23 protein-coding genes are annotated in these 20737 nt (G+C 46.5%); 4 read left to right on the forward strand and 19 right to left on the reverse strand.

The features are described from left to right. Positions 1-183: 183 nt before the first annotated feature. Positions 184-1401 (reverse strand): uracil-xanthine permease family protein, encoded by a 1218-nt coding sequence (locus ACRRSY_RS05860; protein WP_432464534.1) that lies wholly within the window; start codon positions 1399-1401, stop codon positions 184-186. Between the two features lie 241 nt (positions 1402-1642). Here ACRRSY_RS05860 and ACRRSY_RS05865 point away from each other — a divergent pair, with 241 nt between their 5' ends. Together ACRRSY_RS05865 and ACRRSY_RS05870 are read left to right on the forward strand one after the other, a co-directional pair. After that, positions 1643-1822 carry a DUF2956 family protein gene (locus tag ACRRSY_RS05865; RefSeq protein ID WP_439033348.1) on the forward strand — a complete coding sequence of 60 codons (180 nt, stop codon included), beginning with the start codon at positions 1643-1645 and terminating at the stop codon, positions 1820-1822. A 9-nt stretch (positions 1823-1831) separates the two neighbouring features. Then, a complete protein-coding gene (locus ACRRSY_RS05870) occupies positions 1832-2374 on the forward strand; it encodes a GNAT family N-acetyltransferase (RefSeq protein WP_432464535.1) in 543 nt (180 codons plus the stop codon). On the opposite strand, the gene ACRRSY_RS05875 is transcribed toward ACRRSY_RS05870, so the two are convergent. Genes ACRRSY_RS05875 through ACRRSY_RS05885 form a run of 3 tightly spaced genes read right to left on the reverse strand, consistent with a single transcriptional unit; the run spans position 2371 to position 4457 of the window. After that, positions 2371-2868: a hypothetical protein gene (locus tag ACRRSY_RS05875; RefSeq protein WP_432464536.1), complete on the reverse strand. Its 498-nt coding sequence runs from the start codon at positions 2866-2868 to the stop codon at positions 2371-2373. The two genes, ACRRSY_RS05870 and ACRRSY_RS05875, sit on opposite strands and share 4 nt — an antisense overlap. 39 nt (positions 2869-2907) lie before the next feature. After that, a complete protein-coding gene (locus tag ACRRSY_RS05880) occupies positions 2908-3618 on the reverse strand; it encodes a glycerophosphodiester phosphodiesterase family protein (RefSeq protein WP_432464537.1) in 711 nt (236 codons plus the stop codon). An 8-nt stretch (positions 3619-3626) separates the two neighbouring features. Beyond that, positions 3627-4457 (reverse strand): ion transporter, encoded by an 831-nt coding sequence (locus tag ACRRSY_RS05885; RefSeq protein ID WP_432454087.1) that lies wholly within the window; start codon positions 4455-4457, stop codon positions 3627-3629. A gap of 246 nt (positions 4458-4703) precedes the next feature. Here ACRRSY_RS05885 and ACRRSY_RS05890 point away from each other — a divergent pair, with 246 nt between their 5' ends. Beyond that, positions 4704-5294, forward strand: a complete 591-nt coding sequence (locus ACRRSY_RS05890) for an FMN-dependent NADH-azoreductase (protein ID WP_432464538.1) — start codon at positions 4704-4706, stop codon at positions 5292-5294. Between the two features lie 10 nt (positions 5295-5304). Here ACRRSY_RS05890 and ACRRSY_RS05895 read toward each other — a convergent pair whose 3' ends face one another. After that, positions 5305-6183 carry a LysR family transcriptional regulator gene (locus ACRRSY_RS05895; RefSeq protein WP_432464539.1) on the reverse strand — a complete coding sequence of 293 codons (879 nt, stop codon included), beginning with the start codon at positions 6181-6183 and terminating at the stop codon, positions 5305-5307. Between the two features lie 104 nt (positions 6184-6287). Here ACRRSY_RS05895 and ACRRSY_RS05900 point away from each other — a divergent pair, with 104 nt between their 5' ends. After that, on the forward strand, positions 6288-7520 hold the full coding sequence (locus ACRRSY_RS05900; protein ID WP_432464540.1) for an MFS transporter: 1233 nt from the start codon (positions 6288-6290) through the stop codon (positions 7518-7520). A gap of 47 nt (positions 7521-7567) precedes the next feature. Here ACRRSY_RS05900 and ACRRSY_RS05905 read toward each other — a convergent pair whose 3' ends face one another. From ACRRSY_RS05905 to ACRRSY_RS05970, 14 genes are read right to left on the reverse strand one after another with little or no spacing between them, the layout of a single operon-like run. After that, positions 7568-8794, reverse strand: a complete 1227-nt coding sequence (locus tag ACRRSY_RS05905) for a beta-ketoacyl-ACP synthase (RefSeq protein WP_432464541.1) — start codon at positions 8792-8794, stop codon at positions 7568-7570. Further along, complete coding sequence (fabG, locus tag ACRRSY_RS05910) at positions 8794-9519, reverse strand: 3-oxoacyl-ACP reductase FabG (protein WP_432464542.1); 726 nt, start codon at positions 9517-9519, stop codon at positions 8794-8796. Before fabG ends, ACRRSY_RS05905 begins: the two co-directional genes overlap by 1 nt. A gap of 11 nt (positions 9520-9530) precedes the next feature. Beyond that, complete coding sequence (locus ACRRSY_RS05915; protein ID WP_432464543.1) at positions 9531-10001, reverse strand: ApeP family dehydratase; 471 nt, start codon at positions 9999-10001, stop codon at positions 9531-9533. Between the two features lies 1 nt (position 10002). Beyond that, positions 10003-11187, reverse strand: coding sequence for a beta-ketoacyl-ACP synthase (locus tag ACRRSY_RS05920; RefSeq protein WP_432464544.1), 1185 nt, complete (start codon positions 11185-11187; stop codon positions 10003-10005). Continuing rightward, a complete protein-coding gene (locus ACRRSY_RS05925) occupies positions 11184-11762 on the reverse strand; it encodes a DUF3261 domain-containing protein (protein WP_432464545.1) in 579 nt (192 codons plus the stop codon). Before ACRRSY_RS05925 ends, ACRRSY_RS05920 begins: the two co-directional genes overlap by 4 nt. Then, a complete protein-coding gene (locus ACRRSY_RS05930; protein ID WP_432464546.1) occupies positions 11759-14044 on the reverse strand; it encodes an MMPL family transporter in 2286 nt (761 codons plus the stop codon). Before ACRRSY_RS05930 ends, ACRRSY_RS05925 begins: the two co-directional genes overlap by 4 nt. Then, positions 14037-14648 (reverse strand): outer membrane lipoprotein carrier protein LolA, encoded by a 612-nt coding sequence (locus tag ACRRSY_RS05935; protein WP_432464547.1) that lies wholly within the window; start codon positions 14646-14648, stop codon positions 14037-14039. The genes ACRRSY_RS05930 and ACRRSY_RS05935 overlap by 8 nt, the downstream gene beginning before the upstream one ends. Further along, positions 14636-15049, reverse strand: coding sequence for an acyl-CoA thioesterase (locus ACRRSY_RS05940; protein WP_432464548.1), 414 nt, complete (start codon positions 15047-15049; stop codon positions 14636-14638). The genes ACRRSY_RS05935 and ACRRSY_RS05940 overlap by 13 nt, the downstream gene beginning before the upstream one ends. Then, positions 15040-16596: an HAL/PAL/TAL family ammonia-lyase gene (locus ACRRSY_RS05945; protein WP_432464549.1), complete on the reverse strand. Its 1557-nt coding sequence runs from the start codon at positions 16594-16596 to the stop codon at positions 15040-15042. The genes ACRRSY_RS05940 and ACRRSY_RS05945 overlap by 10 nt, the downstream gene beginning before the upstream one ends. Then, positions 16586-18256 (reverse strand): glycosyltransferase family 2 protein, encoded by a 1671-nt coding sequence (locus ACRRSY_RS05950; RefSeq protein WP_432464550.1) that lies wholly within the window; start codon positions 18254-18256, stop codon positions 16586-16588. The genes ACRRSY_RS05945 and ACRRSY_RS05950 overlap by 11 nt, the downstream gene beginning before the upstream one ends. Continuing rightward, positions 18253-18594: an ApeI family dehydratase gene (locus ACRRSY_RS05955; protein ID WP_432464551.1), complete on the reverse strand. Its 342-nt coding sequence runs from the start codon at positions 18592-18594 to the stop codon at positions 18253-18255. Before ACRRSY_RS05955 ends, ACRRSY_RS05950 begins: the two co-directional genes overlap by 4 nt. Next, a complete protein-coding gene (locus ACRRSY_RS05960) occupies positions 18594-19940 on the reverse strand; it encodes an AMP-binding protein (protein ID WP_432464552.1) in 1347 nt (448 codons plus the stop codon). The genes ACRRSY_RS05955 and ACRRSY_RS05960 overlap by 1 nt, the downstream gene beginning before the upstream one ends. After that, positions 19937-20485 carry a hypothetical protein gene (locus ACRRSY_RS05965; RefSeq protein WP_432464553.1) on the reverse strand — a complete coding sequence of 183 codons (549 nt, stop codon included), beginning with the start codon at positions 20483-20485 and terminating at the stop codon, positions 19937-19939. The genes ACRRSY_RS05960 and ACRRSY_RS05965 overlap by 4 nt, the downstream gene beginning before the upstream one ends. Continuing rightward, positions 20482-20736, reverse strand: coding sequence for an acyl carrier protein (locus tag ACRRSY_RS05970; RefSeq protein WP_432464554.1), 255 nt, complete (start codon positions 20734-20736; stop codon positions 20482-20484). The genes ACRRSY_RS05965 and ACRRSY_RS05970 overlap by 4 nt, the downstream gene beginning before the upstream one ends. Position 20737 lies beyond the last annotated feature (1 nt).

Raw genomic sequence — 20737 nt, forward strand, 5'->3', positions numbered from 1 at the left:
TTATTGATTATATTGTTTTCTATGGTTTTTTCAGGGGTTAAGAATCAAATAGTGAGGGTGTTGAAGCTCATTTTAGACATTTATCTGCTCTCTGTTTGCGATTTCTGATTTGAGTTTGGAGTCGATCGAAAGGTTTTTTAAAAACGAGCTCATTTTAATAAGCTCGTTTTTCAGTTTATTTTTTTATTTGTCGCTTGTTTTTGGCTCTTGTGGCAGTATCAGATTCAGAATAATCGCCACAATGCCGCACAAACCAACCCCTTTTAGGGTGAACTCGCCGAGGCCTACTGCCATCCCGCCAATCCCAAACACCAGAGTCACCGATACAATCACTAGGTTGCGAGGAATGCTGAGGTCAACTTGTTTGCTGATCAGGGTGTTTAAACCAATGGCTGCGATTGCACCAAATAACAAACACATAATGCCGCCCATCACCGGAACGGGGATCGACAGTAATAGTGCACCGGTTTTGCCAATAAAGGCTAAGGCGATTGCAAATACTGCGGCCCAGGTCATGATCACCGGATTGTAGGTTTTGAGTAGGCTCACAGCGCCGGTGACCTCGCCGTAGCTCACCACTGGCGGCGCACCAAAGCTGGCGGCAGTAATTGTCGCAAGACCATCACCGAGCAATGAACGGTGAATGCCCGGGTTTTCGACGAAGTTCTTCCCAGTCACGTTGGATATTGCCAGAATATCGCCGAAGTGTTCAATGGTCACAATCAGGCCAATTGGCGCAATAAACACGATGGCTTGCCAATTAAACTCGGGAGTCACAAATTCAGGTAGGGCAAACCACGCAGCGCTGGCAACCGCGCTAAAGTCGACCAGGCCAAAAAACAAGCTCAGAACATAACCCACCACCACACCACAGATAATTGGCATTAATTTGAGTATGCCTTTGGCAAAAATGGAGACAGCGATGGTGGTAAATAGAGCGGCTAAAGAAATGAGTAGGGCAATATCTTGATCAACTAATACTGCACTGCCATCACCGGTTTTCCCTAAGGCCATATTTACAGCAACTGGAGCTAGGCCTAAGCCAATCACCATAATCACCGGACCAACCACCACCGGGGGTAAGAAGCGTTCGATGATTTTTACGCCGCGTACTTTGACTACGGCGCTAATGATAATAAACATCACACCAGCGGCCATTAAACCGCTTAGGGTGGCTGGCAGGCCAAACTGTTGGATGCCTAAAATAATGGGGCCAATGAAAGCGAATGAGCTCCCTAAAAAAATCGGTATTTGTCGGCGGGTACAGAGTTGGAAAATTAAGGTACCAATACCAGCACCTAATAAGGCGAGGTTTGGACTAATACCGGTTAGAAGTGGAACTAAGGTGGTAGCACCAAATGCAACAAGTAGCATTTGAGCCCCCAACAGTGGGGTGTTCATTCGTTTTTCTCCCTGAGTTAAAAGTGCCTCAGTGTACGCTGATGTCACGACTAAAAAAATGATCGCGATGATACTGGCTAAAAAAATATATAGGATGATGGGAAAGTTTGGACTTGCTGAGAAGTTTGGTTCAAAGTAATTGAAACAAAGGGAGGCATTGTGGCAAAACCAAGTAAAGTAAAAGTATCTACTGAAACTATCGCAACCGCAGATAGCATCGCAAAAGCAACATAAGACTAAAATGCGTGAAGCCGACAAACTGCGTAAAAAGCAACTAGCCAATGTTGCGCCGCAGCAAGAGGAATCACCTAGTCTCGACAATGGCAAACCAAGAGCTGAGGGGCGATGGTTACCTTGGTTATTGCTTGCGGCGTCATGGTTAGGCTTTGCTGGGTATGTATTGAGTGGCGTTGGCCAATAGGAGGATAGAATGCTAGGTAAGCGATTACTGATCCGACCCTATTTGCCAGAAGATGTGCTGGCTCATGCCGAGGCTGTTCGTGAAACCGCTGAGTCAGGTCAGCGCTGGCTTAACTGGATGGATGAAGATTATCCTGATTCTGAGAGTCGTTCATGGCTGGCCTTAAGCCAAGCAGCGCTGGCTAAAAACATTGCTTTTGACATGGGGATCTTTGAGAACAAAGGAGGCCGTTTTGTGGGGGCTATTGCCATTAATCGGCTGGAATGGAATTACCGATCGGGCAATCTAGGTTATTGGATCCGCGCTAGCGCTAGTGGCTCAGGCTTCGCCACCGAAGCGGTTCAATTAATGGCTGATTATGCTTTTCATGCCTTACAACTCAACCGCTTGGAGTTGGTGATTGCTGAGCAGAACTGGGCCAGCCGTCGGGTCGCAGAAAAGGCCAATGCGCAATTTGAATGCCTAGCTCGCTCACGAGTGATTGACTACGGAAAACCAGTACATGCCGCAATTTATTCGTTGATCCCTGATGATTTGTTGACTTCTATTTAGTTGTCGATACTTTTGAGACGAATATGACCACGCTGATTAATGAAACTGAGCATCGATTTGCCCAGTAACCAAGGTAAGTCTTGATTGACCGCTTGATAGCCTAGTTGGCTCGCCACATGATTGGTGAATTGACTCCAACCTACATTGGCTAGTCGCCAAGCGATATTATTTTGCTGTGAAGCATCAATGAATAAACGCACGATGGCTCGAAATCGTGGCGATTCGAGACTATTTAGCCAACTGAGCCTTAGGTTTTCACGACTACTGAGGTCTAAATGCTGAATAAAATTACGGGTGAGGCGACTGTTGATTGCTGCGGTCACCGATTGCAGATTGGGAAAGCAGTCATTGAGTTCTACTTCGGTTATATGGCAATGATTGGCGATATGACTCATCTCTAGTTGTTGCCAGTCGCCTTTCAGCAGGAACTCTAATACTTGATCGAGGATCACTTGTTTCAGTTGTTGTTGGGCTGATAAACTGACCTGATTCATGTTCCGCTTCCTGCAGCAACTCGATTCTCACTCAATGATTCATATAAATCGCTCAGGAAAGTCACTAATAAGCATATCTAGCCAAGGCAGTAATGCGGTGATTTCGGTGGGCTCATTTACAGTGTAAGTAGACAAACGATAACCTGCCAGTTTGATTTGTTTTGCTAGTTCTGGTGTGAGCCGACGATAGTCACAATGGCAGGCCACGGCATTCATGTCTTGCAACTGTAACTGCCAGTTTTCCGGAATATCTTCGTATAATTGAGCAAGATCGACTTCTGGGGCGTGGTGATGAATGAACAACATCAATTGATGGTCGAAGCTAGATATTAATAGATCACTTAAGGGAAAGTTACAATGCTCAATTTCGGAGAGCACCACCTCAACCAACTGTTGGCGGGGCTGTTGGTGATATTTCAGTTCCAGATTGAGTTTTAAACCGAGTCGTTTGGCGTGTAATAGGTATTGTCTCAGGCTGGGAATATGCTCTCCAGCGAAGCGTGGGTCAAACCATGAACCTGCATCTAAGTGCTGTAATTGGGCTAAGCTGTAGTCGGCGACCTTTCCCCGGCCGTTGCTACAACGCTCCAGATGTTCGTCGTGAAAGACCACCGGTTGATGGTCTTTAGTCAAAAAGCAGTCAAATTCCACCCATGCTAAGCCAAGTTCGGCGGCTCGATCTAAACCTGCTAAGGTGTTTTCTGGGGTGCTGCCTTTCGCACCACGGTGTCCTGCGATGATTAACATCATTTATCCCCTTATTCGTTGCTTAGGCTTGCGCCACAATATTTACAGTAATCGGCATCTTGGTCATGGCCACTACGTTCACAATGTAGGCAGCTGACTGATTGATGCTCTTTACGCATTTCGTTGACTAATTCAGCGCCAATGATGCCAGTCGGCACCGTGATAATCGAAAAACCAGTAATCATCACTAATGCAGCTAGGGCTTGACCTAAGGGCGTTACTGGCGAAATATCGCCATAGCCGACGGTGGTAATGGTGACGATAGCCCAATAAATTCCCTTGGGGATACTGGTAAAACCATTTTCTGGGCCTTCTATGGCATACATTAATGCGCCGTAGATAGTGGTCATGAGGCAAATACAAAATAAGAAGACCAATATTTTACGCCGTGCTAATAATAGCGATCGTAGTAATACATTGGCTTCGCTGACATAACGAACCAGTTTGAGCACTCGTAAAATACGTAAGATCCTGAGCAGGCGAAACAGTAGCATCACTTGAGCAGGTGGATAGAGTAAGGCAAGGTAAGTGGGCAAGATCGCCAGCAAATCGACTACTCCATAGAAGCTTTTGGCATATTCTTTAGGGGCTGGGGAGCAATATAAGCGAGCCAGATATTCAATGGTGAAAAATACTGTAAACACCACTTCAATACTAATAAACCACTGATCATACATGTTTTCTATTCGGCTGACTGAGCCTAAGATAACCACACTGACGCTGGCAAATATTGCGGTGACTAACAGTAAGTCGAACAATTTTCCCGCAGGACTCTCATAACCAAAAATGATGTCGTAAAGCTTGGTTTTAAAACTGCTACGATGGGGGCTCTTTAGTGCCACAAGTCGATCCTTTGCCTATTTCATTGCTCTTAGTATATCGACAAATGCGCGGAATAGAAGCTGCCGCAGTCTCTGCTCAGGTGATGCGAAATGAGTGGAAGAATCAGGGTTGAGATGGATACCGATTTCTCATTAATGGAATGTTTGATTGTTCTATAAAATAGGATTTTAACTGCTATTTTTTGTTGTTTATATTCTAATATTTTGATGATAAAGTCCAGATATCAACACTTGGAGACTTAATCTATGACAAAAGTTCTTACCCTTAAATCTAGTATTCTTGGTGAACACTCTAGTTCATCGGCCCTGATTGACCAACTGAACGCTCGCTACCTTGAACAGGGGGCTGAGTTGGTGAGCCGTGATTTAGTCAGTGAAGCATTACCGGTACTTACTGGTGAAATTGCACTGGCCTTACGGGGGGCGACAGACTTAAACGCTGCTCAACAACAAGCGCTTGAGTTATCAGATAGTTTAATCGCAGAGTTGAAAAGCACCGATGTATTGGTAGTTGCGGCACCCATGTATAATTTCTCTATTCCGACTCAATTAAAAAATTGGTTAGATTTGGTTGCGCGTGCTGGCGTAACCTTTCGTTATACCGAAAATGGTCCAGAGGGCTTAGTAGAGGACACTAAAGCCATTATCGTGACGACTCGTGGCGGTATGCATAAAGATGGTGCAACCGATTTACAGATCCCTTACTTAAAATTAGTATTGGGCTTTATTGGCATTAGTGACGTTGAAGTGGTCTATGCGGAAGGCCTTGCCATGGGTGAAGAGCAAGTACAACAGCAAATGCAAGCGGCCCAGCAGCAACTTGCCTCTTTGGTATAAGCCCGCCCTGTTAGTTCGCCTTACAATGAGCTAACACAAAGTCTTTAAAACGTTGGTTGGCGCGCGATAGGTAAGCATCGCGTCGCCAAGCTAGCCCCAATTCCAGATAAAACGGCGGATCAAAACTTAAAAAGTGTAGAGCATCTCCCGGTTGCACCACCATGCTCAGCAGCGTGGTAATCCCAAAGTCTCGCGCCACAATTGACTTAATTAGCGGGATCAAATTCGTTTGAAAAGACACTTGAGGCAGCATCTGTTGTTCACGACTGATTTGTTCAATTACCCGATGATGAAAATACCCTTCGCGAAATAACACTAATTCATGGCTTAAAAACTCTCGATGGCTGATCCGGTTCTGTTGGCTCAGTGGGTTATCTTGACTGCAACAGGCCAGTAGCTCTCCACGATAAATTGGCTCACAAACCAATTCGGCAGGTATATCTTGAGTGACTACAATCCCTAAATCTAACTCTTCGCTGAGTAGTTTTTGTCTGACTAATTCGGTGCCCGCATCCACCACCGACAAATTAAGCTGCGGGTATTGGCTTTTAAAGGCCATCAGTAGTGGTGGGAAGAAGTATGAGCCCATCATGCTAGGGATGCCAATGGTGACGGTGCCACTTTCTAAGCCGCGCAGCGATTGCATGGCTTGTTCGGTGTCTTCGGCTTGTTTTAGCAATTGGATGGCATGTTGATAGAGCACTTTGCCCTCGGTGCTTAAGCTAACTTTTCGCTCATTTCGTTGTAATAGTTGCAGTGATAGCTGTTGCTCCAGTTTTTTGATGGTTGCACTAATCGCTGGTTGCGCGATGCCAAGCTGCTTTGCGGCGGCAGTAAAGCTCCCTAATTGCACCACTGCGACAAATTGTTTGAGTTGTCGAAGGTCCATGATTCTCATCTATAAATAAAATTTATAACTACGATAATACTAATATATTTTATTTATTCAATATGGAGGCTTAGTATGAGATATCCCACTTCGAGAAAGCAGTCATGAAGTATTCACAAAATAGCAAAGGTTTTTGGCGAGTCACCGCTGCCGTGTCGGCAGCTTCCTTAGTTACTTTTTTTAATCTGTATTTAGTGCAACCTTTGTTGCCAATCTTTGCTCGTGACTACCAAATATCTCCCCTAACAGCCAACAGTGTCTTGTCGGCAGCCATGTTGGGGATGGCGCTAGGTTTATTATTATTGGCGTCTTTATCCGATGCGATTGGGCGACGCAAAATTCTATTAAGTTCGATCATTCTGGTGCCCTGCATTAGTTTGTTGATCGGTTTAGTACCTGCGCCATCGTTTCATTACATCGTTGTATTGCGGTTCTTTCAGGGGCTATTTTTAGCAGGAGTTCCCGCAGTCGCGATTGCTTACCTAGCCGAGCAGTTGGATGCTAATGCCTTGATTAAATCGGTGGGGATCTTTATTGCTGCCAATTCATTGGGCGGGATCGGTGGGCGCCTACTGGGGGGCTGGGGAGCGGATTTACTTGGTTCTTGGTCGATGGCCTTTGTCTTGGTTGCACTGCTCAGTTTAAGCATGGGGATAGTAGTGTGCTTTTTACTACCGATGGAAGCCCCCACTGCCGCAAGTCCTTGGCGCTTGCGACAAAGTTTAGTCAATTATAAGCAACATTTGGGGAATTCTCAGTTAGTGGCTGCTTACTTAGTCGGGGGCGTTGGTTTTGGAGTATTTATTAATCAGTTCTCTTATCTAACTTTCATTTTGGCTGACGCACCTTATTCCTTGCCGAGTAGTTTAAGTTCGTTATTGTTTTTAAGTTATCTCGGAGGCACCTTCACCGCTTCTTCCGCTGGACGGATTGCCGATAAAATTGGTGGTAAACGTTGTATCATGGCAGGGCTTAGTTTAATGGCTTTAGCCAGCCTGTTGAGTTTATTTGGACAATTGTGGCTATTGCTTTTGGCAATGGTTGTTTCTTCCATGGGCTTCTTCTTTTGCCATGCGCAAGCCAGTGCTTGGGTTAATCTGCATGCGACGCAAGCCAAGGCCAGTGCTTCGGCCTTATATACTATTAGTTATTATTTGGGGGCTGCTTGTGGTGGGGTGTTGCTACAGCCCTTCTTTAGTGTTTGGGGATGGTCTGGGATCGTATTCGCCAGCGTGAGTGCGTTAACGGGAGTGCTGTGGGTGGCTGGTCGGTTTCTTAAAGGTGGCGAGCTAAGCGCACAACAATTGCTGTTAGATCCCAGTGGTACCCGTCGTTAAGTTAAAAATAGTGCGATGCAACAAGCCATTTGCTGCATCGCGAATCATTATAATTTTTTGAAAATCATCGAAGTATTAATGCCGCCAAAGGCGAAGTTATTCGACATCACAAATTCGCAATCCAATACTCGCCCTTCGCCTCGAATATAATCCAGTTCTCCACAGCGACTATCGATGTTATCGAGGTTGAGAGTGGGGGCATACCAATTGCGTTGTAACATGCATAAGCTTAACCATGCTTCGATGGCTCCACAGGCACCTAGGGTGTGGCCGAAGTAGCTCTTTAAACTGGATAGCGGTGTTTGTGAGCCAAATAGACGATGAGTGGCAGTAGTTTCAGCGATGTCGCCTAGCTCGGTTGCGGTCCCATGGCCATTCACGTAGCTAATATCTGCCGGAGATAAACCTGCATCTTTGAGCGCCATTTCCATGCAAATCTGCATGGTTTCAGCGCGTGGTTGGGTGACATGCGCAGCGTCACAGTTGCTCGCAAAACCAACTAGTTCAGCAATGGCTGTGGCCCCCCGAGCCTTGGCAAATTCGGCATTTTCTAAAATCAGCGTACCAGCCCCTTCACCTATCACTAGGCCATCGCGGTCTTGATCGTAGGGGCGAGGGCTGAGCTCGGGCGTGCTATTTTTTAAACTGGTGGCAAATAAGGTATCAAATACCGCCGCTTCGGTGGGACATAGCTCTTCGGCTCCACCAGCGACCATCGCGGTTTGCATGCCGTACTTTATGGCTTCGTAAGCGTAACCAATCCCTTGACTGCCAGAGGTACAAGCGGTGGAGGTTGGTATCACCCGACCGCGTAAACCGAAAAACAATCCGGTGTTGACCGCGGTGGTATGTGGCATCATCGCTACATAGGTATTGGCGTTAATATTACGGGTACTATGCTCGAGCAACATGGTAGCAAAGGCGGACACTGGTCCGGTGCTTCCGGTTGATGAGCCAAACGCGATGCCGGTGCGGCCATCGGTGAGCGCTGGTTCGTCAATTAGCCCGGATTGGATCAACGCTAGTTCGCTGCTGCGAGTCGACAATTTTGCTACTCGCCCCATGGAGCGAATTTTTTTGCGGGTGTAGTGTTTGGGTAATTCAAACTCTAGGATCGGGGCCGCTAAGCGGGTATTCAAGCCATCATACTTATCCCATTCGTCGATGCGTATAACCGCATTTTTTTTGGCTCGTAAGCCTTGCCACACCTGTTCTTGCTCAGTCCCTAAAGCTGTGATGCCAGCCATGCCAGTTACGACTACTCGGTTGGTCATTAATATAGGCCTCCGTTTACACCTATGACTTGGCGGTTAATGTATGATGCCGCCGGTGAAATCAAAAATGCCACTAGCGCTGCCACCTCTTCAGGGCGGCCCATTCGTTGTAGTGGTATATTGGGCACAACATGTTGTTTTACATGCTCTTCTACCATGCCCGTTTCGATCAGTCCCGGCGCAACACAGTTTACCGTTATAGACCGACGTTTATTACTTAGCTCGGTGGCTAAGGCTTTGGTGGCACCTATAATACCTGCTTTTGCCGCAGAATAGTTGACCTGACCACGGTTCCCTATTTGGCCAGATAAAGACGAGATGGTGATAATTCGACCTTTTCGTTGGCTAACCATGGGCATAATGGTGGGGTGGATCACGTTATAAAAACTATCTAAATTGGTATGGACTACACCATCCCATTCTTCACCACTCATGGCCGGAAAGGCTACGTCTGCGGCGATACCTGCGTTGGATACCACGCCCCAGTAGGCTCCAAATTGTTCAATATCGGCTTCAATTACGGCTCGGGTTTGCGCTCTATCACACACATCAAAGCTCAGTAAACGACACTGACCGCCGTTTTCAGTGATCACTTCAGCGGTGTGTTCTGCACCTTGCTGGTCTCGACCATAATGGACCGCAACCTGATAACCGTCTTCGGCTAATTTGATAGCGATTGCTTTACCTAAGCCTTTACTGGCACCCGTCACTAATACATGTTGCATGGTTAATTATTTCACTCCGTTGATGGTGCGCCAAGCATACCGTCTACCGTTGCTTGGTCTGGTGCATAGGTATTGACTTGGCAGCTTGCGAGTAACTCACCGTTACGTTCAATAGTACAAGCGTAAACACCCATGGCTTGTTCTTGCATTAGCTCTTTTGCGGAGACCTTGAGTTGGTCACCAAGCTGGAAATCACCGCCATGCTGTTGATAGCGACGGCCGCCGAGGAGAAAACCAATTTGGCTTTGCCTGCCTTGCTCTCTGGCTAACATGCCGCCGCGGGCGGCAATGGTTTGTGCCATGTATTCGATACCTACATAAGCAGGGACGGATTGACTTCTGACATCAAAAAATTGGCTGTTGGCTGAGATTTCCACCTCACAAGTAATTTCATCGTCAGTATAATGGAGTACGTGATTGAGTAAAATCATCGGTGGATCATGGGGGAGCAGTTGTTCTATTGGTGGAAAAATAGTACTCATGTTACGCCTCTCTACCAAAAATAAGACTGACGTTATTGCCGCCAAAAGCAAACGAATTAGACAAAACCCAAGGGCTGTTGCAGGTTTGTACTTGGCGGACCAGCTTGATGGGGGGAATATTTGGATCGATATTAAAATCTTCTGGCCACTGTTGTGGCAAGGCGGCATGTGGTTGCTTGAGTAGCCAATAACAGATGGCCGCTTCAATCGCACCTGCTGCACCTAAACAATGTCCGGTCAAGGCCTTGGTGGAGCTGACTGGAGTTTGCGCTGTGAATAATTCAGCGATTGCCTTGGCTTCCATGGCATCGTTTAATTGGGTCGCGGTGCCGTGAGCGTTAATATAACCAATGTCTTGAGGCTGCAGTTGTGCCTGCTGTAAGGCCATTTGCATGGCTTGCTTGGCGCCGCTTCCACAAGGCTGAGGGGCTGACATATGGTGGGCTTCTGCGGATTCACCCGTGCCGGCCAAATAGATGTGACTCGGTTGACGGCTAAGTACTAATAGAGCACCTGCTTCCCCAATATTGATCCCACTGCGAGCTTGGTCAAATGGGCGACTTGCGCTTGCTGACAATTGTTCCAAGGAGTCGAAACCGTTGCTGGTGAGTTGGCACAAACTATCGACGCCGCCGCTGATAACCGCATCACAAACACCTGCATCGATTAGCTTTTGGGCGCTAATGATGGCTCTAGCTGCCGAAGAACAAGCGGTTGAAATGCCGTAGTTTACACCCTCTAAGCCCAATAGGTTGCTTACGACTTCGGCCAGTGTGCCGACTTCTTGATTGGCATAGTTAAAGTGTTTAGGCAGCTCACCATGTTGTTGTTGATAATCAAAAGCATGCTCTACAGCAGCGATACCGCTGGTGCTAGTGCCAAGCACCACACCAATGCGGTCGCTGCCATATTGCAGTTTAAGTTTTTCTACCGTCGCTTGGATCTGTTGGCAGCAAGCGTAGGCGATGCGGTTATTTCGGTTAGTTAGACTGAGAAGCTGCTCAGGCAGTTCTGGTAGTGGTACGATAATGTGCGCACTGCAGGCATAGCGCCCAGAATACAAAGGCTCAGAGTCGACACTAAGACCGGGTGAACAGCCAGTCTGTAGGTTATTCCAAATTTGTGAAGAACCACTACCTAAGGCGCAGATCGCACCTACATCTTGAATATAGAGTCGTTCATTCATGACTGATCCCACGCAATGGTATTTAATTGATATTGAAAATTTCGTTGGTGATTATATACCTTTAACCAGCCTCCGGTCGCTTTGGCTTGGTGGTAGTCAATCGTCATCACTGGTTTTCCATCGGCTTGAATAATTTCTCTGCGCTGAGCCGAATCGTGAAGCGTCCAAGACTTTGCCTGTAGCATCGGGGCTAAGCTCTCGGCTGGCCATAACGCCAAAAATATATCGTTTAGCACTTCACTTGGAGGGGGCAGTGTTATATTGGGAAGTTGGATGGCCTCACTCGCTAAATCCTTACCATTCCATTCCAAGCTAAAAACACGGGTTCCCCAATTGGAGAAACCAATCACCACGAGTTGTGTTTGATTGACCTCTAGTGCCAGTGGAAGTAATACTTGTTGTTCGCCATATTGGGCTTGAATGACTTGCTCTGCGTTTAAGTTAAAGCCTAATTCCGCTGGGCTTGGCCATTGATATTGATTAGTGGGTGTCGGTTTGTTATTGGAATGACTACAAGCGCTTAATAGTAAGCTGCATAGGGCCAGTGCCAAGCCTCGTATCATTCGCTGATTCACAGGATATTCCTTTTAAAAAATCCGGGCTGGGCCATCGGTGAAAATAGCCAAGCGGCTAAGATACCCACCGCGATGGTAATACCAAAACTGGCGATAGCATGATTGGAAGAGCTTGCCATTAAGCCAAATGAAAGGAAGGTTGTGGTACCTGCCAACACCACCGCTAAAGAGGTGTGGGCTTGATCGCCATGAAAGCGATAAAACAAACTATAATCCACACCGATCCCCAAGACGAGGATAATACCTAATATATTAAATAGATTTATCGGTAGGCCTAAATAGCCAGGAACCGCTAAGGCAATGCCTGAGGCGAGCAAAGGCGCAATCAGAATGCGTAGCGCTTGGTTGAGCGTAAAACGCCACCAAAACAGCAAGAGAGCCCCTAGATAGGCAATCACCAACAAGTACGTGGCATGCTGACGGTATTGCGTAAGCAATTGACTGATTTCACTGGCTCGGTCGATATAAATCAAATCTGTATTAGTTCTTGCCAGCGAACGAAGACTTTCCGCATCGGGATGGTTAAGAAAGATGATCGAATAAAAGCGTTGATTGGCCAATTGGCCGAATACATAGGGTGTATTGCTTAGCTGTTGCTTGTCCATTAGACGGGTTAGTTTTAATGATGAAAATGTCGGCAGATGAGGTGTCTCAGCAAGTCCTAAGCTATTACGCATGTTTGCGCCTTGTTGGCGGATAAGTTGTTTACTCAAGTAGTAATTTTGCTGTTGTTGCTTGACGGAGGGGATCAGCTGAGACAGCGCAATATAATGCTTCAGTTGCTGGTTTTGTACCAAGTTATCCAGTTGAACACGCGCTTGCTGTTCTTGTTGCAATAGCAGTTCGGGACTGTCGGCGAGAACGACTAACCATTGTTGAGTGGCTTCCACCCCTGTGAGCTCAGACATTTGTTGTTCATGCTGTTTTAGGTCGATCGGCGGTGATTGAAGTTGTCGTACATCGTCGTCGAATTGAGCTAAATAGCCACCGCCACAACAAAAAAGCAATGCGACAAGTAACAAGGAAAATTGTAATTTTCGTGGTAACCAACAGAGATTACATTGTTGCAAGCGCTGCGCTAGCTTGAGCGGTTGATAGCGCGCTGGTTTGGTGGTGAGTTTAGGGTAGAGTAATAACACCGTTAAAAATGCACCGAGCAAACCCATGCTACAAAATAAAGCGAGTTGCTGTAAGCCAGGGAATTCTGCCACCATTAAACCAACGTAAGCCAGTAATGAACTAATTAGACCTAGTACCAGTGCCGGCTGCAGCAAGTTGATCGCTTGTTTGGCTTGCCATTGCCCTTGGTAACAGGCGCGATAACTCATATAGTGAAAGGCATAATCGATTGATACCCCAATCAGACTCGCCCCAACCACCAGCGTAAAGCTATGAATACTACCAAATATTAACAAGGTCAGGCTAAATGCAGTTAATAAACCGCAGCCGATACTAAGGCCGCAAAGCAACAGTGGGGAAACACTGCGAAATACTAACAGTATTAAAATAATAATTGCTAGTAATGAGCCGCCCCCAATCAAGCTAATTTCTGAACGCGCCGTCAACACCCCATGAGACGCATAAAAACCGTTACCTTGATACCAGATCTTTACATCTAATTGTTGCTCAAGTGCCGTCGCTTGGTGGCGTAAATGGTCGATTAATCGCGCGCTTTCCAAGGTATAGGGACTTGCTTTAAGCTCTGCTTGAAGTAGCACTTGTACCTTGTTATTTTGCTGACTGACTAATAATTCATGGTCTAGCTTAAAGGGAGAGCGAGGGAGTGCTTCAACAATATACTGGCGAAATAGTAGCCACGGGTCACTGAGTAATTCTTGAGAAGAGACGCCAGCAAATGGGTTGTAAATATCGCGAAGGGCTCGCTCGGTTAATGGCTTCGATTGTTGCTGCTGGAGCCATTGGTGAGCTTGCTTATCTAACAGTTGATAACGATAAGGGTAGAGCGTGCTGGCTAAAGATTGCCCTTGAGCGGCACTGTTTAAATAATCGATGGGCAAACTATCGGTGGTTTGTCGCCAACTGATGAGCGCTTGTTGGGCGACCGCTAAACTTTTGGCTTCAATGATAAAATATAAACGCCGTTCTAAACGAGCGCTTACATCATTGATGATTTGTTGGGTGGCGGGGCGCTGTTGATCGACCGGTAACATCGACATGATGTCACTATTCAGCCGGATCCCTTGCGTCACTTGCCCTGTCAAAAATAACGCCAAGCTAAATAGACAAGCTAGCCAAATTGCCGCGAATCTTCCTCTAGTCACTCACGAGCACCTGTTTAAGGAACGTAGGTAGAGGCAATGCAGGTGTGGCCATCCGCAGCACGATATCAGTTTGATCACCGCGTTGTTCTACTAAGCGAATATGTTCCACAACACCTTGCTTGCCGCGCAGACTAATTTGGCTGAAAATCTGCTTAAGGGGGGCTTGTTGTGGACTTAGATTCAGCTGCCAGTTTGCGGTTGTGGTGGCGGTTTGCTCGATGTCGAATTGCTCACTTAAACCAGTAAAGTCGCCGGAAAAAATATCGACTAAAAGTTGACTAAAATACTGGCTCATCTGAGCAGAACCTGTATCTCGTTGACTCAGTTGACCATTTTGTCCTTGATAGATGGCACTTTCGGTGAGCAGACTCTGTTGAGCAAAGGGTTGCTGTTGATCCCATAACAGAGCCCGATTTTTTACGATGTAGAATTGCCCACTGGATTTGAGCGGGCGACTCAATGCAGGGATGTTTCGAGTTTGCTCAAAGTGACCTGTCACTAAGCTCTGTTTGGCCAAGGCATGTTGAATATTCTCGAGGGTTTCGCCATACGCTAGTGAACTGATACAACATAGGGCAAGTAAGTAGCCGATTAGTCTGTGCATTGGGCGACCTTATCCAGCAAAATTTGAGGAGAGGCATAACGCATTTCTCCATCGCTAAGGCCTACCGCGCAATGGGTGGTATAGGCCTTGATGCAGGTGACTTGGTCTGACTCGCGAAGGATCCGGTATTCAATTTTTAAGCGGTTTTCCCATTCTACTAAGTTGGCGGTAATCAGCAAGGCTTCGCCATGCCGCGCTGAAGCCACATACTTCATTCTGGTGTCGACCACTGGATATGCGTAACCAGCGTCGTACATCGCCTGATAACCAAAATCGAGTTTATCTAATAAGGCTCTGCGCGCCTCTTCTAAATATCGGAAATAATTCCCATGCCAGACGACTTGCATTGGGTCGCAATCTTGAAAGGGAACGGTAATTTTGGCACTGGCTGTTATTGACATGGATAGAGCTCCCATTGTTGCGAACGGATGGCCGCCAAGCCTTGCCTTAATTCATGCTCTAGGGGGCGGTCTTCTTCCAATCGGGGGAATAGGGTTCGCACTTGGTCATAGCTGCTGCGTAATGCTGGGCTTAAACTGTCTAGACTCAGCTGTTGCTGTTGGATGCGCAAATCGATGCCTTGTACAGCGGCATATAAGCTGGCGATAGCTACCTGTTCACTCAGTTCTATTACTCTGCGGCAATCGCGCGATGCAATGGTGCCCATGCTCACCTTATCTTGGTTATGGCTTTCGGTAGAACGGGAAAATACCGAGGCTGGCATGGTATTTTTTAGTGCTTCGGCGGTCCAAGCGGAGACTCCGATCTGCACTGCTTTAAAGCCGTGATTGATGGCGGATCTTTCATCGCGGGCTCCACTTAGATTATAGGGTAAGCCGTTGTTAAACTTGTAATCACATAATTGGGCAAGCTGACGATCGAGCAGGTCGGCCACATTTGCGACGGCGGTTTTTAAAGTATCCATCGCCATTGCGATATGTCCACCATAGAAATGCCCGCCGTGCAGTACCCTTTGTTTTTCGCCATCAATGATGGGATTGTCATTGGCTGAATTGAGTTCGATTTCGATTAAACTTCGACACCAAGTTAAACTGTCTTCGAGCACTCCAATGACATGCGGTGCGCAACGCAGCGAATAACGATCTTGTAAGCGATCTGAATTTCGGGGAGGATGATTGCTGTTTAAATCATCACGCAACCTTGCGGCGCAGCGCATTTGTCCGGGGTGGGGTTTAACTGCGTGTAAATCTTCATCGAAGTGAAAAAAATTGCCTTGCATCGCAACGGTGACCATGGCTGTGACTCGGGTAGCCAATTTGGACAATTGTTCGGCTTGTTGCCAATTCAAACAGGCGATGGCAGTCATGACCGCAGTACCGTTCATCAAGGCTAGGCCTTCTTTTGGTCGCAGCGTGAGAGGGCTTAGCCCTGACTTTTTTAATGCTGTTGCGGCACTGGTTTTTTGCCCTTTGTAGAGAACCTCTCGCTCACCAATTAAGGCTGCTGCCAAGTAAGAGAGAGGCGTTAAGTCACCGGAGGCTCCCACCGAGCCTTCTTCTGGGATCAATGGCAAAATGTCATGTTGCAGCAATGCGACAAGTTGATGGAGTAATTCTGGACTGACTCCTGACATACCGCAGCTTAAGGAGCTTAAGCGTGTGGCGATAATAGCGCGGGTTTCTTGCGGACTAAAATAATTGCCCAAGCCACAGCCATGAAAACGAGTCAACTGGTGGGGAAGTTGTTCGACTAAATTGGCAGGTATCGCCACCGTACAACTATCCCCATAACCGGTAGTGACGCCATAAATGACCCCGTCTTCTTTTAGTAACTGGTCTAAAAAGGCGCTGCCTTTATTAATTTTAGCCTTAAATTCATCGCTGTTGCTAAGTGCAAGCTTCGTGCTTTGTTTGGCTATATCACAAATCGCTTCGATAGAAAGCGCTTGCTCGCCAAAAATGACCCGGGTTGGGGCGTTATCCGTCATTGTCTAAAGTCCAAAAATCAAAAAAATTAAACCATTGTAAGGGATGCATTAAAGCAAAGTGCTCTAAGCGCTTCGCATATTGGTCGACATAGCTTTGCAAGGCCTGCTGGCGATCTTTTCGTGGCAGGTTTGGTTGTTCGCTAAAAAGCTCGAAGTGAATATCGTAACCAGTGTCGTTAGGAAAGCCAAACATCAAGTAACAAGGATGTTTTAATATTGCAGCGAGCACAAAAGGACCTTGAGGAAAAGGTGCCGAGTGGCCTAAGAAGTCGCTCCAAATGACTCGTTTTTGGCGAGTGACTGAGGTTCGGTCGCCAACGATAACGACCCATTCGCCCTGCTGCAATTTCTGTTCGAGTAGCATTGCAGTATCAGGTCCCATTTCAGAGACTTGGATTAGATTTAAATGGCTATTGGGGTTTACTTCACCGAGAATTCGATTGAATTTTTCCGCATGTTGGGTAAATACCAAGGCATTAATTTTTAGATCGGTGTATTGGCTACTTAAGGCCCTGCATAACTCCAAATTTCCCAAGTGACTGCCCAATATCACACAGCCCTGTTGCTGTGCCATGGTAGAGATTAGCAGTTGTTCACCTTTTAAAGTAATGTGTTCTCGGCGAATATCACCCTGCCAACTGGCCATTTTGTCTAGGATGGTTAAACCGAAACTATAAAAGTGGCGATAGCTGGATAAGCTGGCTCGCTCTAAACCTAAGTTTGCTTGTTGTTGCTGAATGCGGGCTAAATAGCCGCGTGATGCCCGTCTGGCAGAGGCCGAACTACAGTAGTAATAAGCCATGACTGGATGAAGTAGCCATTCGAAGGGACGACGACCAAACCAGCGGTAAACATTGAGCATGGTTTTAATGCCAAACCGAGTACCTGTTTCGCTGGTTTTCGACCAATGTTGTTGATTTGTGTTAGCTCGAATGTTACGCCAAATTAACTTGGGCGCTCGAGGCAACATGCTCGCAATCAGTCGGGTATGTAGCCAAGATATTTTTAGGTTGTCGTCTAGGGCTTTGAAATGACTGAGACCATCTTCTGGATAAATTACTTTGATGGGAAGCTGTACGATTGATAGTCCTTGCCAATAAAGACGAACCAAAATTTCGATATCAAAATCCATACGTTTACCCAGCGAATGCTGTTGCATTAGCTGCCAGCAGGCTTGCAATGGATAGACTCGAAAACCACACATGGCGTCTTTGATTTCAAAGGACAAGGTTTCTAACCAAACACTACAGTGGGTTGCATAACGCCCATAGAGTCGAGCCTTGGGGACATTATTGTCATAGATGGGACAACCTGATATCACGGCTGTGGGTTGTTGCTTGGCTAGATGAATGAGTGGCTGTATTTGATTCAAGTCATGCTGGCCATCGGCATCCACTTGAATTACGTGGCTATAACCTTGATTATACAAAGCCTGCATACCAGCCATGACCGCACCACCCTTGCCTTGGTTTTGGTTCAGACGCAAGCAATTGACTTGTTCAATTTGGCTAACTTTTGCTAAGTGCTGCTGAGTTTCTGAGTCGCTACCATCATCAACTACCAGCACTTCAAGTGCGAGTTCGCGCAGGGTTGCGACCACCGATTGCACCGTCGCGCCGTGGTTATAGCAAGGGATCAAGGCGGCGATTTTAAAACTCATCGCAATTTTATCCGCGCCGAAGCGTAGTTTTGTTGTGTATCATAATAACTAAACCTTAGCTTTTTTCTTTGTTGGTCCCAGTCTAAATCAAGGTTTACTCGTGTATTGGGCAGCAAAGGATGTTGAAATTTAATCACCTCTGCGCCAGCAAAATGAAACTTGCAGCCAAAAGATTGCTCGGCGTAATGCAGGGCCCACTTCAGCTGGACGACACCAGGCAAGACCGGTTGGCCAGTAAAGTGGCCACGCAGATATTCTAAGTCAGTCGGGATCCTTAATCGCAAATTGGCTTTGCTTCCCTTAATTTGTTGAGTTTCAACAATGGCTAGCGTGTTCATTACTGCGTAAATAACTCCTGAATCGCTGAAAAGTCTTGTTTGCCCTGTAAGTTCACCGGGATTTGAGACACGATACGCAGCTGTCTGGGTAACGCGACGGTTTCTATTTTTCCGAGCAGCTGATGGCGTAATTGTCGCCAAAATTGGTGGTGACCAAGTTGCTGATAATCGGCCTCTGCACTGCTACTTAATTCAACAACGAGGCCGATGCGTTGCTGTTGGTCTAGCACAATCGCAACACTTTTATGAATGCTTGGTAAGCTATTCACACAACGTTCAATTTGGTCTAGAGATATTCTTTTTTCTGAGAGTTTGACGATGCGATCACATCTTCCAATTAATTGAAACTGCTTGATGTTAACAAATTCTGCTTGGTCTTGAGTTTGATAGCCTTCGGCGGGTAAGTAGGCTGAGTGAACCATTAAGCATTGTTCGTTCAAGCTTGCCTGTACGCAGTTAAATAGCTGCCACGGACTATTGGCTTGAGTTTGTTGCCGCCAGGCGATGCCACCTGTTTCGGTACTGCCGTAAACTTCAATTGGTAAACAACCAAAGACTTGATTCGCTTGCTGGGCATGGGCCGCACTTAAGGGGCCTCCTGAACTAAATAGTAAGCAGGGTGAATTGTTGGCTGCTTGCTTGAGTCGGGCCAGTAAGGCTGGACTTGACACCAAAATCGTTTGTTCTAGCGAGTCTAAGTTGTTGAGATTGAGGATCAGTTCGTTATGAAAGCGGCGTTGGCTCAGCATTGGCCATATGAGTCGAAATAATAAACCGTAAATGTGGTAGTGGGCGACACTGCCAATCACGCTCGTCGCTAGTTTAGCCTGAGGAAAGTGTAATTCAAGTTGCTGAGCTTCTATCTCAAGTTGAGCGAGACTCTTATCGATAGGTTTCGGGTGACCGGTACTTCCCGAGGTGTATAAGCAAAGCGCTGCCTCGGAGGCTAAAATAGATTTAAATGGCCATGTTTTTAAGGGCTTTACCTCGGACTCTGATTGTTGACTGAGATAGTGAACCTCTGTTTGGTCAGCTAATTCGCTTCGATCGCTAATGATTGACCATTTTTGTTTATGTTCGGCGACCGCCTTTGATTGAATATTGCTGGGAATGATGACTTTTTTGCCAAGCTGTTGGCAACTGAGTAAGCCAACCAAGAGCCACCAAGCTTGGTCGCACACCAGGCAATATTGTTCTTGAGCTTTATGGCTTTGTAACTGGTGGATGAGTCGAGAGCAATCGTGACGCAGTTGAGCAATATCTAAGCGCGGCATGGTTGCTGAACTCGCCACTAATAATTCTGGAGGAGCATCAACCAGTTGTTGATGAAGCAAAGAGTAACTCAAACCTTAAGCACCCATTTTCGATAGCAAAATTCAGCGGTTAATAAACTGCCGATAGCGAGGTAACTGATGAGACCGTTATATAGTGTCCAAAGCTCGGTACTAAGGTAACAGCTGAGCAATGCGATGCTTCCGTTGATGACAAAAAATACACACCAGATCAAGGTCACTTTTCGCGTATAGCGCTCGCCCGCAGCATCGAGATTTGGGTGCTTTAGCTTCGCCAATTGGGTAATCACGGGCTGATTGATCAATACGCTATAAGTAAACACACACAGTAGGCAAAGATTCACCATGACTGGGTAAAATAGCAAGAAAGTGCTGGATTGGGTGATACTGCTCGCTGCAATTAAGGCCAAGCCTAGAATGGCTGTCGCGACGAGTAATGGCGCCATGGCTTTATTACTTGAGGCGACAATCAGACGAAGTAGCATAGCGGCGGCGAGCACCAGCAGCAGCAATTTCATCTGTTGCTGCTGCAGACCGATAAACACCAATAAAGGGTAGATCAGCAAAACCAGTCCAGAACAAAACTTAACTAAATTCATTCAGGATCTTTAGCGAGTAGTTGTACGACTGCTTCGACAACATCATCAACGGTTCGAACTGCTTTAAAAACTTCCGGCTGGATTTTTCGTTTGGTTTGATTTTGGAGATGAACAATTAAATCGACAGCATCAATGCTATCGAGGTCTAAATCGTCATTGAGTAAAGCGCTGCCAACAATATCCTCAGGATCCAATTCAAATAGTTCAACCATTGCCGATTGGATGAGGGTAAAAATTTCATTTCGTTGCATG

The organism is Agarivorans sp. QJM3NY_33, from assembly GCF_050870865.2.
Lineage (GTDB): Bacteria > Pseudomonadota > Gammaproteobacteria > Enterobacterales > Celerinatantimonadaceae > Agarivorans.